The organism is Isoptericola sp. NPDC056134 (assembly GCF_042264825.1).
In the GTDB taxonomy this organism is placed as follows: domain Bacteria; phylum Actinomycetota; class Actinomycetes; order Actinomycetales; family Cellulomonadaceae; genus Isoptericola; species Isoptericola nanjingensis.
Window position 1 is genome coordinate 12,736 of sequence record NZ_JBHJVM010000006.1, and the last position, 18,093, is coordinate 30,828.

Consider the following 18,093-nt stretch of genomic DNA (forward strand, 5'->3'; position numbering starts at 1 on the left):
CCATCGTGCCGCGGGACACCGACACCCGCCCGGTCCCGCCGGGCCGCACCGGTCAGGCGGGATCGTCCTGCAGGTACGCGAGCTGCGCGACGACGGACTGCCGCGCCGCGCGGCGCACCGACGGGTCCACCTCGGCGTAGACGTGCGCCACGACCGCGTCGGCGTCCGCCGTCGGGCCGAGCGTCGCGAGCGCGGACCGCACCTGGTCCAGCCGCTCCAGGCGGTGACGCCGGTAGACCCGCACGGCGTCGCCAAGGTCCTCGATCCCGGGTCCGTGCCCCGGCAGGCCGACCCGGCCGTCGCCCACCCGTTCCAGCGCGTCCAGGCTGGCGAGGTAGTCCCGCAGGGACCCGTCCGGCTCGGCGATCACCGTGGTGCCCTGCCCGAGCACCGTGTCGCCCGTGAGCACCACGGGCTCGCTCGTCCCGGACGGGCCCGGCGCCGCCACGACGAACGACACGGAGTCGGCGGTGTGCCCCGGCGTCGCGAGGACGTCGACCCGGAGCCCGGCCTCGTCGATCGTCTCGCCGCCGCGCAGCGGCTCCCCGCCGTGGCAGTGCCCCGGGTCGGCGGCCCGCACCGGGGCGCCGGTCAGCGCGCGCAGGCGCGCCGAGCCGGCCGTGTGGTCGGCGTGCCGGTGCGTGACCAGCACCAGGTCCACCGGGCCCGCCTCGGCCAGGGTGGCGAGGTGCCGCTCGTCGTCGGGGCCCGGGTCCACGACCACGCACGACGACGAGCCCGGCGCGCGCAGCACGTACGAGCGCGTGCCGTCCAGCGTCATCGGGCCGGGGTTGTCCGCGCGGACGACGGTGACGTGGGTCATCGGGCAGGTCCTCTCTCGGGTCCGTCCGCGCGGCGACCGACGTGGCGGACGGGCCCCTGGTACGCCGCGACGGTGGCGTCGCTGGTGAGCAGGGTCGAGCCCGTCATGATCGCCTGCGCCACCAGCATCCGGTCGAACGGGTCCCGGTGGACGGCGGGCAGGCGTGCCGCCGTCACGGCGTGGGCCCCGTCGACGGCGAGCTCCACGAAGCCGAGTGCCAGGGTGGTCGCGCGGGCGACGTGGGGGTCGAGGTCGAAGTCGGCGCGGCCCAGGGCGGACTTGATGCCGATCTCCCAGATGTTGACGGCGCTGAACCAGATCTCCGGCTCCGGGTCCGCGAGGATCTCCGCGACGTCGTCGGGCAGCCGCTCGGGGAAGCCGAGCGTCCACACGAGGACGTTGGTGTCGAGCAGGTACCTCACCGGGCGCCGCCGGCCGTGTCGTCACCCTCGAACAGGGCGGCCACCTCGTCCTGCGCCCAGCGGTCGAGGTCGTCGGGCATCGTGAACCGGCCGCGCAGCGGGCCGAGCTCTCGCCGGGGACGAGCCGCGGGGTCGGTGCCGACCAGGCGGGCGACCGGGTGGCCCGCGCGCGCGATCACGACTTCCTCGCCCGCCTCGACCTCCGCGAGGAGGCGGGAGAGGTGGGTCTTGGCCTCGTGCACGTTGACGGTCTTCACAGAGATCCTCCTGGACCAGGGTGGACTAAGTCCAGGTTAGTCCGACGCGGCCGCGGACTCCACCTCTGTCTGGTTCGAACGAGCCGTGACGGCCGTCCCGTGTCAGGCGGCGAGCGCCTCGGCGAGCAGCTCGAGGGTGCGGACCCGGCCGGGCGTGGCGTCCAGCGGCTCGGACTCGTAGGAGCCGGCCACGGGAACGACCATGACCTCGTCCACGCCGTGCCGGGCGGCGAGCTCGCGGAGCTGGGCGGCGGCCTGGTGGGGCTCGCCGACGACCCAGCGGGCGCGCATGTCGGCGACGATCTGCTCCGCCATGGGGTCGAGCGGCTCGGCGGCGGCCTGCTCGACGGTCTCCGCGCGGCCCATCGGCTTGCCGGTGCGCAGCCGGGCCATCGACCGGAGCTGCGGCAGGGCGCGCTCGTGCGCCTCGACGGCGGTGGGCGCGACGACGACGTTCGCCGTGAGGAACGTCTGCGGCTCCGGGTGGGCGGGGCTGGGGCGGTAGCCGTCGCGGTAGAGCGCGAGCACCTGGTCGACGCCCGCGCCCGAGAAGTGGTTCGCGAACACGTACGGCAGGCCGAGCTCGGCGGCGAGGCGGGCGGAGTAGTCGCTGGAGCCGAGCAACCACACCGTCGGCGTGCCGTCGGCGGCGGGGGTGGCGTGCACGTCGTAGAGGTTGCCGTCGCCGAGGCGCAGGGCGGCGCCGTCGGGGCTCATGAGGGAGAGGATGTCGCCCACGTGCTGCGGGAACCGCTCGACGTCGGACGTCGGGCCGGACTGGCGCAGCAGCGCGGTGACCACCGGGTCGGAGCCGGGTGCGCGGCCGAGGCCGAGGTCCACGCGGCCGGGGGCCAGGGCCTCGAGCGCGGCGAACTGCTCCGCCACCACGAGGGGCGCGTGGTTGGGCAGCATGACCCCGCCCGAGCCGACGCGGATGCGCCCGGTGACGGCGGCGGCCGCCGCGATCATCACCGGCGGCGTCGACGCCGCGACCGCGGGCATGTTGTGGTGCTCGGCGAACCAGTACCGCTCGAAGCCCAGCTCGTCCGCCCGGCGCACCAGCGCGAGCGAGGCGGCCAGCGCCTGCGGGCTGGACTGGCCCGTGCGGACCGGGACCAGGTCCAGGACGGACAGTCGGGGGGACGTGGGCGCGGGGGCGGGGGCGTCGGCGTTCATCGCCTGGGACAACCCGCGCGACCCGGGGCCCTATTCCGTGACGTGGTGGGCGCTCGTTCAGCGCTATCCGTGGAGCGAACAGCGCCACAGGAGCGCCCACCACGTCAGGGGAGGGGGTCGCGCAGCCCGCTCGCGCGGCGGACGGGGTGCGCGACCGCCACGCGCACGGCGTCGGCGGTGCCGACGACGCGCACGAACTCCTGGGCACGGGTGACCGCCGTGTACAGCAGCTCGCGGGTGAGCAGCGGCGACGTGGGCGGCGGCAGCACCAGGGAGACGCGGCGGAACTGGCTGCCCTGCGCGCGGTGCACCGTCATGGCGTGCACGGTCTCCACGGGCGGCAGCCGGTGGGTGCGCACGCGCAGCGGGGATCGGGGATCGCCGAACGCCGCGATCACCGCACCGTCGGCCGGGTCTCCCTCGGCGACCAGCACGCCGGTGTCGCCGTTGTAGAGGCCGACGTCGGCATCGTTGGTCGTCACCAGCAGGGGGCGGCCCACGACCCACGGCGTCCCGGTGGCCGCCGCGGCCCCGCCGTCCGCCGTCGCCTCCTCGACCCAGGCCTCGACCTGCGCCGCCCAGCGGGCGACGCCGACCGGGCCGCGTCGGTGCGCCACCATGACGCGGTGGGTGTTGAGCGCCTCGAGAGCGCCCGACGCATCGCCCGCCCGCGCCGCGGCCACGAGCCGTCGGCCGGCGTCGACCGCGTCCCCGTGCAGGCCCTGCACGGCGGCCTCGTCGAGGCGCTCGGTGTCCGCCTCGACCAGCTCGACGCCGCCCGTGCCGGCGCGCAGGACTTCGAGCACCGCGTCGGCGTCGCCGTCCCGGATGGCGGCCGCCAGGGGCAGGATCGCGGAGTCCTCGTCCTGGCGATGCACGGTCACGAGCCGGACGACGCCGTTGGCGAGGGTCTCGTCCTCGACGGGCTCCATCACGGCCCGGGTGGTGGTGACGTGCTCGGCAAGGTCCTCGACGACCGCCGGCCGCGCGACGAGGTCGCCGAGCACGGCCCCCGCCTCGACCGACGCGAGCTGGTCCGGGTCGCCGACGAGGACGAGCCGCGCGTCCGGGCGCAGCGCCTCCAGCAGCCGCGCCATGAGGGACAGCGGCACCATCGACGTCTCGTCGACCACGACGACGTCGTGCGGCAGGTGGTGCCCGGCGTGGTGCCGGAACCGGGTGGCGCTGCGGTAGCCGAGCAGGCGGTGGACGGTCGTGGCCTCGGGCCGGCCGGTGCGCTCGCGGTCCTCAGGCGGCAGGGCGCCGACGACGTCGCGGACCGCCTCCTGCAGCCGGGCGGCCGCCTTGCCCGTCGGGGCGGCGAGCGCGACCCGCAGGGCGGGCTCGCCGGCGACGTCCTGCAGCACGGCCAGCAGCCTCGCCACCGTCGTCGTCTTGCCCGTGCCCGGACCGCCGGTGAGCACCGTGAGCCTGCGGCCGGCGGCGTGCGCGGCGGCGAGCCGCTGCCGCACATCACCCGCCTCCGGGAACAGTCGCGCGAGCGCCGCCTCCAGCCGGCCCGCGCCCGCGGGCACCAGGGGAGCTGCCTGCAGCCGGGCGTCGACCAGCCGCCGCACCGTGAGCTCGTCCCGCCAGTACCGGTCGAGGTACAGCCGGCCGCCCACCCAGCGCGCGGGCCGGTCCTCGGGGCCGCCCGCGCCGACGGCCACCAGGGGGCTGGCCTCGATGGCTCGGACCCACGCCGCGTGCTCCGGCCACGGGGGCGGAGTGGCCGCGCCGGGGCTGTCGGCGGCGTCGCCCCGGTCGGCGTCCTCGGGCAGCGCGAGGGTGGCGAGCTCGTCCGGGTCGTCGAGCCGCACGCAGACGGACCCGCCGCGCAGCGCCCGGACGGCGAGCGCGACGGCGAGCAGCACCGTCGCGTCGTCCTCGCCCGTCAGCCGCCCGAGCCGCGTCGCGACGTGCACGTCCGTCGCGGCCACGAGGCCGGCCGCGTTGAACTCCCGCAGCAGCTCGGGCGCCGCGGCGGCGAAGCGGACGTCGCCGGAGGTCGCGACCGGTCCGCCCGGGAACGTGGTGGTGTCGGTCATGCGTCGCCTCCGTCGAGCAGCGCGGACAGCGCCGGCACCAGCCCGCGCGGCGGCACCCACGACACGACGCCGTACGGGGCGCCGTCGGGCCCGGTGGGGGTGCCCGGCCCGCACATGCCGCGCACGAACAGGTAGAGCCCGCCGCCGAGGTGGACGTCCGGGTCGTAGCCCGGCAGCCGCCACGCCAGGTAGCGGTGCAGCGCCACGAGGTAGAGCACGAGCTGCAGCGGGTAGTGGGCGTGCAGCATCGCGTCGACCGTGGCCTCGGGCCGGTAGTCGTGCGCCGTGAGCGGGGCGTCGAACGCGCCGAGGCGGTTCGTCTTGTAGTCGACGACGAGGAAGCGCGGTTCGCCGTCCTCCCCGGGCGCCCGCAGCACCGCGTCGATCGACCCGGTGAGGTAGCCGCGCAGGGGGCGGGCGGTGGGGTCTGCGGCCGCGAGCTCGGCCAGCGCGGCGGGATAGGCGGCGAACGCGTCGTCGTCGCCGAGGTAGCGGCCCAGCAGCGCGGCGATCCCAGCCAGGGTGGCGCCCTCGAGGCCGGGCCCGCCGGCGCCCGTGTCGCCGCCGGCGCCCGTGTCGCCACCGGCGAGCGGGAGCTCGAACTCCAGCTCGGCGAGACGGTCGCGAGGGACGACGTCCGCGAGCGTGCGACCGCCCGCGAGCGGCCCGAGCGGGGTGCGCGCGACGACGCCCAGCGCGGCGGCGAGCTCGGCCGGGTCGGTACCCGGCACCCGCGTCGTCGCGGCGGCGGCGCACCGGGCGAGCAGCTCGGCGTCGAGGTCGGGGGCCGCGGTGTCCGCGTACTCCAGCACCTCGTGCACGAGGGTGCCGAATCCCGTCCCGGCCGGCAGCCCCGACATCGGGGACGGCAGGTCGGCGCCGGGCACGTCGCCGGTCGCGGCGTCGGCCGGACCGCCCGGCCGGACCGCGGTCGGTGCGGCCTCGGCCGGCTCGTCCTGCAGGCCACCGCCCTCCGGCTCGGACTCGACACCGCCCGGGGCGGGCTCGGCCGTGCCCGGCGCGGGCGTCAGTCCGCCCGGGCGACCGGCGTGCGCCCCGGCGGTGAGCGCGGAGTACGACGCGCGCCGCCACGTCGGGTCCGGCACCCGGTCGAGGTGCGCGACCTCCAGCGCAGGCTCGTCCTGGGCGGGCGGCCGCCAGCGCTCGGCGGACGGCGTGCCCGGCACCTCCTCGACGGCGATCGTGCCGCCGGAACCCTGGGCGAGCGTGCCGAGCGACGCCCGGACGGCGTCGTCGCGCATGGCCTGCTGGGGCGCGTGCGACGCGGGCTCGCCGCCGAGCGTGCGGTCCCCCAGCACGACGCGGGTCAGGCCCGCCTTCGCGGAGTTCGCCTTCGACGGCGCCCAGTGCGCCACCACCTGGTGCCGGGCGCGGGTCAGCGCCACGTACAGCAGGCGCAGGTCCTCGCCGCCCTCCTCCCGGCGGTGGCGTTCCAGGGCGGCGTCGTACCCGAACGAGCCGGGGCCGCCCACGTGCAGGATGCGGCGCCCGTCGCCGGCGTGGAACCGCAGCACGTCGGGCTGGCGCGGCTCGAACCGGTCCCAGGCGAACGGCACGTACACGACGCCGAACTCCAGGCCCTTGCTGGCGTGCACGGTGACGACCTGCACCGCTGCCGCGTCCGTCTCCAGGCGGCGGCTGCGCTCCTCGTCGTAGTCCTGGGCGGCCTCGCGGATGCGCCGCCGCAGCCACGCCGTGAGCGCCGAGGCACCCAGGCCCTCCGTGACCGCCGCGGCGTGCAGCACCTCGCCCACGTGCCGCAGGTCGGTGAGGTGGCGCTCGCCGGTGCTGGTGCGCATGAGCCGCTCCGCCAGGCCGTCGCGGGTCACCGCCTCCTGCAGCGCGGCGACCCCCCGCGACCACAGCAGCCGCGACCAGCGCCGCACCGTGTCGGCGAGCGCGTCGTGCGCGGCGTCGTCCGCGGTCGCGAGCCGCTCGGCGTCCCAGCCGACGAACGGCGTCAGCGCCAGGGCGGCGGCCCGCCCGTGGGCGCCCGGCTGCTCCAGCGCGGCGAGCAGGGTGAGCCAGTCGCGGGCCGACGGCGTCGCGAAAACGCTCGACAACCCTGAGACGACGGCGGGCACCCCGCGCTTCGTGAGCTCCGACCGGACCGCCTCGGCCTGCGCGTTCGTGCGGGTCAGCACCGCGACGTCGCGCGGCTCGAGCGGACGCCACGCGCCGTCCTCGGCCCCGGTGTCCCGGTCCACCAGCCGGTCGCGGCCCAGGCGTGCGGCGATGTCGGCCGCGACGTCCGCGGCGACGAGCTGGCGCGGCGGACCGACCGGCGGCGTCTCACCCGGCGACATCCCGAGCGCGGCACGCGTCACCTGCCGCAGCCGCAGCGGTGCGCCGCCGTCGAAGCGCGACCCGCGGTGCGCGGCGTCCACCGGCCGCACGACGATCCGCTCGTCGCCCAGCGCCGCCCCGCCCAGCAGGGTGTCGAGCGCACCAAGGAGCGGCTCGTCGCTGCGCCAGCTGGTGCCGAGCGTGGCGACGGCGGTCGCGTCCTGCTGCGCGTCGAGGTAGGCGACGACGTCGGCGCCGCGGAAGGCGTAGATCGCCTGCTTGGGGTCGCCGATGAGCACCAGGGTGCGGTGCCCGTGGAACGCGGTGCGGAGGATCTCCCACTGCACGGGGTCGGTGTCCTGGAACTCGTCGACCATCACCACGCGGAAGCGGGAGCGCACGCGCTCGGCGGCGACCGGGCCGTGCACCGGGTCGGCGAGCGCGTCGCGCAGCATGACCAGGAGGTCGTCGTAGTCCAGGAGGTGCTGCGCCCGCTTGCGGCGCAGCGTCTCGTCGCGGGTCTCCTGGGCCACGGCCCGGCGCAGCGCGCCCGGGGAGGAGGGTGCGCCCCCGCCCGGTTCTGCGGGCTCGACGACGGCCTGGTGGTCGCTCACGGCGGCGCGGCCCAGGTCGGCGGCCATCGACGGGGTGAGCGCGGGGTGCGCCTCGTCGGAGAAGCGGCGCACGTACAGGTCGTCGGACACCTCGCGCACGAGGTCGGCGACGTCGGCCACGAACGTCGCCGCGGGGTCCACGTCGGCCGCGATGCCGAGCGACGTGAGCATCTGCTGGCAGAAGCCGTGCGTCGTCGTGATCGTCGCGGCGTCGAGCTGCGACAGCGCGGCCGCGAGGCGGGCGCGGCGGCGGTCCAGCTCGGCCGCGTCGACGTCGGCGAGCAGCGCCACGACCGGGTCGTCGCTGGTCGCCGGGTCGGATCCGCGCAGCGCCCGCTCGGCGCTCACGAGCCGCTCGCGGACGCGGTCGCGCAGCTCCGACGTCGCGGCCCGGCCGAACGTCACGAGCATGAGCTCGCGCAGCTCGGCGCGGCCCTCGGCGACGAACCGCGTCGCGAGCGCCGCGATCGTGAACGTCTTGCCCGTGCCGGCGCTCGCCTCGAGCACCGTGGTGCCGTCCGGCAGCGGCCCGCACACGTCGAAGACCGGGCGCTCGGGGACTCCCGCCAGACCCCCGGTCGCGTCGGTGCCGAAGCCCGTCCCCGCCGTCATGAGGTGCCCTTCTGCTCGTGCGCCAGCAACGGGTCCCACACCCGCCGGGCGAGCGCGCCCAGCCGCGAGGGCTCGTCGGGGAACCGGCGCCGGTCGTCCTCGTCCGGCACGCCGGCGATCGCGTCGAACGACGCCCCGTCCCCCCAGACCATCAGGTGGTAGGCGTCGGACTTCTCGAAGCCGCCGTTCCAGGTGAAGCGTGCCTCGCTGGTCGCCTGGCCGGGGTCGCCCGTGCCGCCGCCGCGGGAGACGGCGTACGCGTGCGACGCGTCCGGCGGCAGGGGGAGCGGAGCGCGGGTCGCCTCGGCACGCAGCGCGACCAGGTCGTCGAGCAGCCGGGCGGCGTCGGCCGGGTCGGGCGACTGGATCAGGCTCCACGCCGCCTTCGCGCCGCGGCCCGGTGCGCGCCCGACCGTCCCCGCGTGCCACCGCTGCCCCTCGGGCATCCCGCCGTCGCCGCCCGACGCCGCGAGCGCGAGGGTCTGGACCCAGGCGCGGAGCCGGTGCTTCGGGCCGAGCTTCGAGTACTCCGCGCGCACGACGCGGCCGCCGTGCACGCCGGGGACGGTGCCGGTGACGAGGACGCCCGAGGGGAGCGCGGCGGACACGTCGACGGCGCGCGCCGCCTGGTCGGCGCGGACCTGCCGCGCCATCGTCTCCACCGGCTGCACCCGCTCGACGACGTCGCGCAGCGCGGTGCGGCCCAGCTCGCGCGGCGGGGCCTGGCCGCGCCGCCACTCCGCCTGGAACGCCCGGCCGGGGTCGGTGCCCCCGAGCACGGCCGTGAGGATGCGGTCGCCCGCGCCCCACGCCGCGAGCGGCGCCATCGTCAGGGGCAGGCGGTCGTCGACCTCGTCCTCGTCCTGCGCCACGCGCACGTCGAGCGTGGTCCGCAGGAACCACCGGACCGGGTGCTCGAGCATCGCGACGAGGTCGTCGAGGTCCACCTCCGCCGGGGGCGAGGCCTCGAGGGCGAGCGGCTCGGGCACGAGCAGGCCCGGCTCGACGCGCGCCCCGCGCCCGGCCTCCGCGCCCCGGAACGCCGCCGTGTCGAAGCTGAACGGGCCTGGGGCGCCGAGCGCGCCGGCCTCGAAGTTGCGCTCGCCCACCACCTGCAGCGGGTGCCGCACCACGACCTGCCGCCGCACCGACCCGCCGTCCGACGCCTCGCCGACCCGGTCGAGAGCGTCCAGCAGCTCGGCGACGGGCACGGCGGGCGGGCGGGCGGCGCCGGTGCGCTCGTCGGCGCCGGAGTGCAGCACCACCAGGTGCTCGCGCGCGGCGGTGAGCGCGTCGAGGAAGATCTGCCGGTCCTCGCTGCGCCGGTCGCGCTCGCCCAGCAGCGGGTCGCGGGCGAGGAGGTCGTCGCCGTCGGGCGTCGCGGACCGGGGGAACGCGCCGTCCTCCATGCCCAGCAGGCACACCACGCGGTGCGGGACGGCACGCATGGGCTCCAACGAGCACACGGTGAGCGCGCCGGTGCGGAAGCCCGCGCGCGTGGGGCGCCCGGCCAGCCGGTCGGCGAGCAGGGCACGCACGTCCTCCAGCCGCAGCCCGTCGCCCGCGGTGGCCCGGCCAGCGCCCGCGGCCCGCACGTCGCCGAGCACGCGGTGCGCCTGCAGCGACTGCCATGCGTCGTCCGGCGCCGGGTCCGCGAGCAGCGTGACGGCCCGGTCCAGGGTGTCGAGCCAGTGCTCCAGCGGGTGGGTGCCGTCGAGGTCGGCGAGCAGCCCGGTCAGGCGGGAGACCAGCTCGGCGAACCGGCCCGCGACGTCCACGTCGGTGGAACCGACGTCGTCGAGCGGCAGCGCCGGGCCCACGAACCGCGAGTCCTCCTCGGCCATCGCGACGCCCAGCAGCACCCGGTCCAGGGCCGCGTCCCAGGTGCCCTGCCGCACCCGCGGGTCGATGCCGAAACGCTCCCGCCGGGACCCGTCCTCGCCCCAGCGCACCCCGACCTCGACGGCCCAGTCGCGCCAGCGGTCGAGGTCGTCGTCGGAGAGGCGGAAGCGGCGGCGCACGGGCTCGGTCGTGGCGAGGTCGAGCACCTCCGACGCCGTGACGCGCCCGTCGGCCAGCCGCAGCAGGGTCGCCAGCACGCCGAGCACGGGGTTGATGACGCCGGGCCCCCGGTCGGCGAGGCTGACCCGCAGCCGCTGGCCGGGGTGCACCTGGGTGACGCCGTCGGGCGCGGCGCCGAACGTGGCCGTCACGAGCGGGGCGAACGACTCGACGTCGGGACACATGACGATGACGTCGCGCGCCTCCAGCGTGGGGTCGGCGGCGAACAGCCCGGTGAGCACCTCGCGCAGCACCTCGACCTGGCGCGCGCGGCCGTGGCAGGCGTGCACCTGGACGCTGCGGTCGTCGGGGGCGACCTGCACGGGCGCGGCGTCGGGGTCGTCCGCGCGCAGGGCCGCCTGGAGCGCGCCCAGCAGCGTCCCCGGGGGCGGCGGCGCCGGGTGGGAGGAGACACGGACCTCGGGGGCTCCGTCATCGTCGGCGTCGAGGGCGCCGGAGAGCCTGAGCTGCAGCTCGACCGAGTCGCGCGCGGTCGAGGCCAGCAGGGCGTGGCGTGCGGCCGGGGGCAGGTCGTCACGACGCGCCCCGGCGACGGCGCCCTCGGCGACCAGGCCTTCGACCGACTGCCACAGCGCGGGTGACGGTTGCGGCAGCCACAGGTGGACGTCGCGGTGCAGCGCGAGCGCGGCGAGCACCTCCCGCTGGTCCTCCGGCAGCCGGGTGGGGCCGAAGACGGACAGCCGGGCGGGGAGGTCGACCGCGCCCGGGTCGGTGCGCAGCACGCCGACCGCCTCCGTCAGCACCTCCGCGGGCCCGGGCGCGTCCACCCGCTCGCGTACCCGCCGCCACAGCCGCGGTTGCCACGCGAGGTCGTCAGGGACGGGCGCGCCGGCGCCGTCGTCGTCACGGCCGTCGAGCCAGGCGGCGAGCAGGGCGGGCCGCTGCTGCGCGTACGCGGCGAACAGCTCCGCCACGCGCTGCGCGAGCGCGACGCGGCGCGAGCGCCGCACGCCGTCGCCGTCCTCCCCGACGTACCGCGCGAGCGGCGCGGCCCAGCCCTCGTCGAGGGACGCGTCGATCGTCTCCAGCACCGGCCACACGAGCCGGGCGCGGCGCCACGGGTCGTCGTCGGGGTCGACGCCGGTGACCGCCGTCACCGCGGAGGCGACCAACCGCGACGGCGAGGAGAAGTCCACGTTGGCGCAGATGCCCGCGCCCGAGCCCCCGGGGACCCCGAGCCGGTGCGACAGCCGTTGCGCCAGCCAGCGCTCGATCCCGCGCGTGGGCACGGCGACGACGTCGGGCGTGAACGGGTCGTCCGGCGGCACGGCGAGCACGTCGGCGAGGGGAGCGACCAGCGCGTCGGAGCGCTCGGACCGGTGGACGTGCAGCACGTCGGCCAGGTTACGGGCCCGCGCCGACACGGGCCGCCGTTCCTCCACAGGGCGTCGCCACGGACCCGGCGCACCCCCGACGACGATCGCCGGGCCGGGCGCCGTCGTCAGCGAGATCGTCGTCGGCGGGCCCGTCGACGGGACCGGCGACGGCCGTCCTCGGCCGCCGCCTCGGCCCGCGCCTGCTCGCGCGCCTGCTCGCGCGCCTGGGCGGCCCGCGCCTCGCGGCGGTCCGCCCAGGCGGTGACCGTCGCCTCGACGTCGCGCGGCATGGTGACCAGCGGCGGCCCGGCCGCCGGCTGGTAGCGGCCGCGCAGGACCCGTCGGTTGAACTCCTCGACCTCCTCGCGCACGTCGTCCTCGCTCCACAGCTCGTCGAGGAGCCCGTCCAGCGCGGCGTCGTCCTTGCGCAGCTGGATCGAGGGCGGCAGCACCACGAGCTTCTCGCGGCGCATGAAGGCCTTCAGCCACCAGTCCGGGTCGTGGAGGTCCTGCAGGTCGAGCGGCTTGCCGCTGCCGGGCAGGTCGTCGAAGTCGCCGCGCTCGATCGCCTTCCTGAGGTGCATCTCGGCGAGCAGCGCGATCGCCACCTCGTCGTCGATGGCGACCGCGTACGGGTCGAAGAACGCCGCCGGCGGCTGCGCGTCGGTCATCAGGGCTCCCGTCCTGGCCGTTTTCAGTCAACTGTATTATGTCGAGCGTACGACAACCCGGGAGGGGCACGATGCCGAAGCTGGTGGACCACCAGCAGCGCCGCGAGGAGATCGCGCACGCGCTGTGGCGCGTCGTCGACCAGCACGGGTGGACCAGGGCGACCCTGCGGGAGGTCGCCCGCGAGGCCGGGGTCTCGCTGGGGCAGCTGCAGCACTACTTCGCCTCGCGCGCGGCGATGCTGACCTTCGCGATGGAGTTCGCCGCCGAGCGCACCGCCGACCGGGTCGCGCGGGGGCTCGCCACGCTCGAGGAACCGCCGCACCCCCGGGACGTGCTGCGCCTGGTGCTCACCGAGATGCTGCCCCTGCACCCCGACGCCCGCGCGTCCAGCCGCATGAGCGCCGCCTACGTCCTCGAGGCGCTGCACGACCCGGTGCTGCGCGAACAGGCGGGCCTCGGGCTCCGCGACGGCCGCGCGACGGTCGAGCGCCTCGTCCGCCAGGCGATCGCGCAGGGCCGGATCGCCCCGGACCGGGACCCCGACGTCGAGACGGACCTCCTCCTGGCACTGACCGGGTTCACGCCCCTGCTCGAGCTCGGCGTCATCGAGCCGGAGGCCGCGCTGGCGGCCGTCGACCAGCACCTGGAGCGCCTCTTCGCCGCGGCGTGACCCCGATCCCTCTCCGTCGCCCGGTCGGGCGCCGGGACGCACGACCTCCCCCGAGAGTCGCAACCGAGGTTCCGCCCTCCGCCCCAAGACCCGGCCACCCCCTCCCCGGAAGGCTCGGGGTACCGGAACGGCGAACGACGGCCGCCGGACGACGAGGGAGGGGACGGATGACCACCATCGGGATCGAGGGGCTGCACAAGTCCTACGGCGGCTTCGAGGCCGTGCACGACGTGGGTTTCACCGCCGAGCCGGGGCGGGTCGTGGGCCTGCTGGGCCCGAACGGCGCGGGCAAGAGCACGACCCTGCACGTGCTGCTTGGACTGGCCCGGGCGGACGCCGGCACGGCGACGTTCGACGGCCGGCGCTACGCCGACCTGGAGCGCCCGGCGCTGGTGGTCGGGGCGCTGCTGGACGCGGGCGGGCTGCACCCGGGGCGCACCGGCCGTGACCACCTGCGGGTGCTCGCCGCGGCGTCGCGCCTCCCGGCCCGCCGGGTCGACGAGGTGCTCGCCGCCGTCGGCATGATCCCCGCCGCCGACCGCCGCGTGCGCACCTACTCGCTCGGCATGAGGCAGCGCCTCGGCATCGCCGCCGCGCTGCTCGGCCATCCCGACGTCCTGGTGCTCGACGAGCCCGCCAACGGCCTCGACCCGGCCGGGATGCGGTGGCTGCGCGAGCTGCTGCGCACCTTCGCCGACGACGGCGGCACGGTGCTGCTGGCCAGCCACGTGCTGGGCGAGGTGGCGCAGGTCGCGGACGACCTGGTCGTCGTCGGCCAGGGCCGCGTCGTCGCCGCGGGCACGCTGCGCGAGCTCGTCACCACCGACCGGAGCCTCGAGGACGTGTACCTCGACCTCACCGCCGCCACCGAAGGAGTCCGCTGATGTCTCTCGCCGTGTTCAGGGCCGAGCTGCTCAAGCTGCGCAGCACCCGGACGCCCTGGGTCATCGGGATCGTCGCCGTCGCGGGCATGCTCCTCGCGCAGACCCTCACGCTCGTGCTGCCGCGCACGCTGCGCACCCTCGAGGCGCTGGGCGGGGCGGACGCCGGGTTCCACGTCGGGCCGCAGATGTCCCCGGCGGACACCAGCGAGCTCCTGTCCGGTCTCGCCGCCGCCACGGATCTCGGGTCCGCCGCCGCCCAGCGGTCGCTGCTCGACCTCATGGGCAACGGGCCCGCCGGGTCCGGCTCCAGCGGCGTCACCGCGCTGTGCGTGCTGCTGCTCGGCGCGCTCGCGGCCACGACGGACTTCCGCACCGGCGGCATCGTGCCCATGGCGCTGGCCGTGCCGGACCGGCTGCGGATCCTCGCCGGCAAGGCGGGCGCGACGGCGACGGCCGCGCTCGCGATCGGGGTGGCGCTCGCGCTGGTCACGGCCGTCGGGCTGGTCCTCGCGGTCGCGACGACGCCCGGCGCGAGCCTGGCGATCGGGCCCGGCGAGGCGCTCGGCGTCTGGGGGCGAGGTCTCACGGCGATGGTCCTGCTCTCGTGGCTGGGGCTCGCCGTCGGTACCCTCGTGCGGGGGCAGGTCGCGGCGATCGTCGTGGTCGTGGCGCTCGCCCTCGTGGAACCGATGATCCAGGCCGCCGCGCTCGTCCTCACGGGCGGCGCGACGACGGCGACGTCGTGGCTGCCGATCACCCTCGGGTCCCTCGCGTCGGCGGGTCAGGGCGCCGCCCAGCTCTTCGGGGCGACGACGGGCGCCGGCCCGGCGCTCGGTGCCGCCGCGGCGCTGGCGGGGCTGGTCGCCTGGGCGGCCGTGCTGCTCGTCACCGCGGGCGCCGTCCTCCGCCGTCGTGACCTCGCCTGATATCCGATCGATATCCGCCTGACCAGCGACGACGGGTCGTGCCCGGCCCCGGACGGCGTACCGTGGGCCGGGCTCGACGGTCACCCCGAGATCGTCCAGAGAAGCATCCAGACAGCCATCCCGACACCGACGGAGGACCTGTGCTCGACGCGCTGCGACGGAGGCTCGACGCTTTCGGCGTCCGGACCGCCACGGGACGCGACGCGCTGCTCGGCGCCGTCATCGCGGCGCTGTCGGTCGCGTTGCTCCTGACGCTGCTGCAGGTGGTGTCGTCGAGCCTCGGAGAGTCGTTCGGGGCCCAGGCGTCGGTGGACGGGATGAGCACCGGTGCACAGGTGACGGCATGCGTCGTCCTCGTCGGGCAGGCGATGGCGCTCACGCTGCGGCGCCGGTTCCCGATGCTGTGCCTCGCGCTCGTGCTGCTCGGGCAGCTCGCGCTGGCACCGCTGCTGCCGCCGTTCGTGAGCTTCCAGGCGCCGGCGACCCTGGTCGCCGCCTACTCGGTGGGCGTGCAGGCCCCTCGACGGCCGGCCCTCGGCGCGGCGGCGGGCGCCGCCGTCGTGCAGGTGCTGCTCGGGTACGTGCTGGGCGGCCCCGCGACGGTGGCGGAGCTCGGCGTGACCGTCGGCACCCAGCTGTGGGGCGGGCTGGTGTCCGCGCTGGTGGTCTACCTCGGCGCGGTCCTCGTCGGCGCGTACGTCGGCACCCGGCGCGAGCTGCTGGCCCAGCTGCGGGCGCGCGTGGCGCAGGCCGAGCGGGAGCGCGAGGCGCTCGCCGCCCAGGCCGTCCTCGCGGAGCGGGGCCGCATGGCCCGCGAGCTGCACGACGTCGCGGCGCACCACCTGTCCGGCATCGTCGTGCAGGCGGCCGCCGCGGAGCGGCTCGTCACGGGAGACCCCGAGCGGGCGAAGGAGTCGCTGCGCTGGATCCGCGGGCAGGGGCGGGAGACGCTCGACAACCTGCGCCTCGTCGTCGGCATCCTCCGCGACACCGGCGAGGGCGACGACGTGCCGTCGGCCCCGCAGCCGACCCTCGCCGACGTGCCCGCGCTGATCGACCTCGCCCGCAGCACGGGCACGCGGGTGCAGGAGACGCGGCGGGGCGAGCCCTACGGCCTCCCGCCCACCGTGCAGCTCACCGTGTACCGGGTGCTGCAGGAGTCGCTCGCCAACGCCCGCCGGCACGCGCCGGGCAGCGCCGTCGACGTCGAGACCATGTACGACGAGGACGAGCTGGCGGTCACCGTGCGCAACGGCCCGGCCGACCGGTCGGCGTCGACCGCGTCGCCGCAGGAGGCGGGCCCGGGGCACGGCGTCATCGGCATGACCGAGCGCGCGGAGCTCGTGGGCGGCCGGCTCACCGCCCGGCGCACGTCCGGCGGCGGCTGGCTGGTGCGGCTCGTCGTGCCGCGCCCCGCGGGCGCCGAGGACCGGTCGGTGCGTGTCGGGCAGGGCGCCCGATGACGCGCGTCGTGCTCGTGGACGACCAGGCGGTGGTGCGCGCCGGGTTCACCGTGATCCTGCAGAGCGAGGGCCTCGAGGTCGTGGGGGAGGCGTCGAACGGCGCCGACGCCGTCCGCGTGGCCCGCCGCGAGCGGCCCGACGTCGTGTGCATGGACGTGCGCATGCCCGGCGGCGACGGCATCACCGCGACGCGGGAGCTCGCCGGGCCGGGCGTCGTCGACCCGGTGCCCGTGCTCGTGGTCAGCACGTTCGACCTCGACGACTACGTGTTCGGCGCGCTGGAGGCCGGCGCGTCCGGCTTCCTGCTCAAGGACGCCGAGCCCGAGGTGCTCGTCGACGCCGTGCGCCGGGTCGCCGCGGGGGACGGGCTGGTGGACCAGACCCTGACGCGGCGCGTCATCGACGAGTTCGCGCGGCGCCGCGGCCCCGTCGTGCCCGACCCGGCCGCGACCGGGCTGCTCACCGCGCGCGAGCGGGAGATCGTCGCGCTGCTGTGCCGGGGGCCGTCCAACGCGGAGATCGCCGCGGCGCTGTTCCTCGAGCCCAGCACGGTGAAGTCGCACCTCAGCCGGATCATGACCAAGACCGGTGCGCGCGACCGCGTGCAGCTCGTGGTGTGGGCGTACGACACCGGGCTCGTGGTCCCGGGCGGCTGACCGTCGGGTCAGCGATTCCCGGCCGCCGCGACGCACCACCCGTCGACAGCCGGGTGGTCGCGCGTGCGGCGTCAGTGGTCGAGCACGTCGACGGCGGTGTCCAGGCAGTGCAGCGCGCTCGGCGGGTCCACGCGCACCAGGGTGAAGGCGCTGATGACCAGGGCCGTGCAGACGTCGGCGAGCCGGTCGGCGTCGGCGGGTGTCGCGTCCGGTCGCCGCGCGACCACCCCGCGCCGCAGGGCGGCGCGCAGCTCGGCGCGGTAGTCGGCGACGGTGCGGCGCACGGCGTCGTCGGCCGCGATGGGGGAGCCCGACGTGTTGACCAGCAGGCAGCCCGAGGTGCCCTGGACCTCGTCCGCGCGGGCGAGCGCCGCGCGCAGGCCGGTGAGGTACTCGACGAGCGCTCCGGGGGCGACGTCGTCGGCCACGAGCGGGCGCAGCCGTGGCCGCACGACCTCGTCCAGGTAGCTCTGCACGGCGGCGTCGAAGAGCCCGCGCTTGGAGCCGAAGGCGTGGTAGATGCTCGACCGGTTCAGCCCGGTGGCGCGTTCGAGCGCGGGGACGGACGCCTCCGCGTACCCGTCGCGCCAGAACACCTCGCGCGCCGCCCGGACCGCCTGCTCGGTCTCGAACCCCTGCGCCCTGCCCATCGTTCCTCCAAGTTGTGTAACGCTCGTTGCAGTATATACAGTGGACCGACCGTTACAGAATCGACCGGCGGGTGCGCCGGCAGGCAGCAGGGAGAACCGATGGTCGTCGCAGGGCTCGTCCTGGCCGGGATCGCCGCGGCGCTCCACGTGGTCATCTTCTGGCTCGAGTCGGTCGCGTGGACCACCCCCCGGGCGCGCGCCACGTTCGGCACGACCGAGCAGGAGGCCGCCGCCACGCGCGAGCTGGCCTTCAACCAGGGCTTCTACAACCTGTTCCTCGCCGTCGTGACCGCGATCGGCATCGTGCTCGTCGCCGCCGGCACCAACGGTGCGGGCGCGGCCCTCGTGCTGGCCGGCACCGGCAGCATGCTCGCCGCCGCCCTCGTCCTGTTCCTCTCCTCGCCCGACAAGCGCCGGGCCGCCGTCCCGCAGGGCGCCGCGCCGCTGCTCGCGGTCGTCGCGCTCGTCGTCGGCCTCGCATCCTGATCATCGACCCCGGAAGTAGGCACCACACC

Annotated in this window: 15 protein-coding genes; 6 read left to right on the forward strand and 9 right to left on the reverse strand. The window is 76.8% G+C overall.

All coding sequences use genetic code 11. From position 1 onward, the window contains the following. Positions 1 to 52: 52 nt before the first annotated feature. The 8 genes from ACFCZN_RS07750 to ACFCZN_RS07785 form a co-directional block, all read right to left on the reverse strand. Positions 53 to 823, reverse strand: coding sequence for an MBL fold metallo-hydrolase (locus ACFCZN_RS07750; RefSeq protein WP_430556391.1), 771 nt, complete (start codon positions 821 to 823; stop codon positions 53 to 55). Then, the gene (locus ACFCZN_RS07755; RefSeq protein ID WP_429766092.1) at positions 820 to 1,245 is read right to left on the reverse strand and encodes a type II toxin-antitoxin system VapC family toxin; all 426 of its coding nucleotides are present in this window, start codon (positions 1,243 to 1,245) and stop codon (positions 820 to 822) included. The genes ACFCZN_RS07750 and ACFCZN_RS07755 overlap by 4 nt, the downstream gene beginning before the upstream one ends. Next, complete coding sequence (locus ACFCZN_RS07760; protein WP_430556392.1) at positions 1,242 to 1,502, reverse strand: type II toxin-antitoxin system Phd/YefM family antitoxin; 261 nt, start codon at positions 1,500 to 1,502, stop codon at positions 1,242 to 1,244. The genes ACFCZN_RS07755 and ACFCZN_RS07760 overlap by 4 nt, the downstream gene beginning before the upstream one ends. 102 nt (positions 1,503 to 1,604) lie before the next feature. Next, entirely contained in the window at positions 1,605 to 2,678 is a 1,074-nt protein-coding gene (locus ACFCZN_RS07765; protein WP_430556393.1) for an LLM class flavin-dependent oxidoreductase, read from the reverse strand. 104 nt (positions 2,679 to 2,782) lie between these two features. Beyond that, on the reverse strand, positions 2,783 to 4,726 hold the full coding sequence (gene recD, locus ACFCZN_RS07770) for an exodeoxyribonuclease V subunit alpha (protein WP_430556394.1): 1,944 nt from the start codon (positions 4,724 to 4,726) through the stop codon (positions 2,783 to 2,785). Continuing rightward, the gene (locus tag ACFCZN_RS07775) at positions 4,723 to 8,259 is read right to left on the reverse strand and encodes a UvrD-helicase domain-containing protein (RefSeq protein ID WP_430556395.1); all 3,537 of its coding nucleotides are present in this window, start codon (positions 8,257 to 8,259) and stop codon (positions 4,723 to 4,725) included. The genes recD and ACFCZN_RS07775 overlap by 4 nt, the downstream gene beginning before the upstream one ends. Then, positions 8,256 to 11,675, reverse strand: coding sequence for an exodeoxyribonuclease V subunit gamma (recC, locus tag ACFCZN_RS07780; RefSeq protein ID WP_430556396.1), 3,420 nt, complete (start codon positions 11,673 to 11,675; stop codon positions 8,256 to 8,258). The genes ACFCZN_RS07775 and recC overlap by 4 nt, the downstream gene beginning before the upstream one ends. A 107-nt stretch (positions 11,676 to 11,782) precedes the next feature. Further along, the gene (locus tag ACFCZN_RS07785; RefSeq protein ID WP_430556397.1) at positions 11,783 to 12,328 is read right to left on the reverse strand and encodes a DUF1992 domain-containing protein; all 546 of its coding nucleotides are present in this window, start codon (positions 12,326 to 12,328) and stop codon (positions 11,783 to 11,785) included. A 71-nt stretch (positions 12,329 to 12,399) separates the two neighbouring features. Between ACFCZN_RS07785 and ACFCZN_RS07790 the strand changes: the two genes are divergently transcribed. From ACFCZN_RS07790 to ACFCZN_RS07810, 5 genes are all read left to right on the forward strand, one after another. Then, positions 12,400 to 12,999 (forward strand): TetR/AcrR family transcriptional regulator, encoded by a 600-nt coding sequence (locus ACFCZN_RS07790; protein ID WP_430556398.1) that lies wholly within the window; start codon positions 12,400 to 12,402, stop codon positions 12,997 to 12,999. A gap of 167 nt (positions 13,000 to 13,166) precedes the next feature. Beyond that, positions 13,167 to 13,883 carry an ABC transporter ATP-binding protein gene (locus ACFCZN_RS07795; RefSeq protein WP_430556399.1) on the forward strand — a complete coding sequence of 239 codons (717 nt, stop codon included), beginning with the start codon at positions 13,167 to 13,169 and terminating at the stop codon, positions 13,881 to 13,883. After that, positions 13,883 to 14,809: a hypothetical protein gene (locus tag ACFCZN_RS07800; protein ID WP_430556400.1), complete on the forward strand. Its 927-nt coding sequence runs from the start codon at positions 13,883 to 13,885 to the stop codon at positions 14,807 to 14,809. Before ACFCZN_RS07795 ends, ACFCZN_RS07800 begins: the two co-directional genes overlap by 1 nt. Positions 14,810 to 14,949: 140 nt before the next feature. Next, the gene (locus ACFCZN_RS07805) at positions 14,950 to 16,272 is read left to right on the forward strand and encodes a sensor histidine kinase (RefSeq protein WP_429766075.1); all 1,323 of its coding nucleotides are present in this window, start codon (positions 14,950 to 14,952) and stop codon (positions 16,270 to 16,272) included. Then, positions 16,269 to 16,928 carry a response regulator gene (locus ACFCZN_RS07810; RefSeq protein ID WP_430556401.1) on the forward strand — a complete coding sequence of 220 codons (660 nt, stop codon included), beginning with the start codon at positions 16,269 to 16,271 and terminating at the stop codon, positions 16,926 to 16,928. Before ACFCZN_RS07805 ends, ACFCZN_RS07810 begins: the two co-directional genes overlap by 4 nt. Positions 16,929 to 16,999: 71 nt before the next feature. Here the strand turns inward: ACFCZN_RS07810 and ACFCZN_RS07815 are convergent, their stop codons facing one another. Then, complete coding sequence (locus tag ACFCZN_RS07815; RefSeq protein ID WP_429766073.1) at positions 17,000 to 17,578, reverse strand: TetR/AcrR family transcriptional regulator; 579 nt, start codon at positions 17,576 to 17,578, stop codon at positions 17,000 to 17,002. Between the two features lie 99 nt (positions 17,579 to 17,677). Here ACFCZN_RS07815 and ACFCZN_RS07820 point away from each other — a divergent pair, with 99 nt between their 5' ends. Continuing rightward, the gene (locus ACFCZN_RS07820) at positions 17,678 to 18,064 is read left to right on the forward strand and encodes a DUF1304 domain-containing protein (protein ID WP_430556402.1); all 387 of its coding nucleotides are present in this window, start codon (positions 17,678 to 17,680) and stop codon (positions 18,062 to 18,064) included. Positions 18,065 to 18,093: the final 29 nt, after the last annotated feature.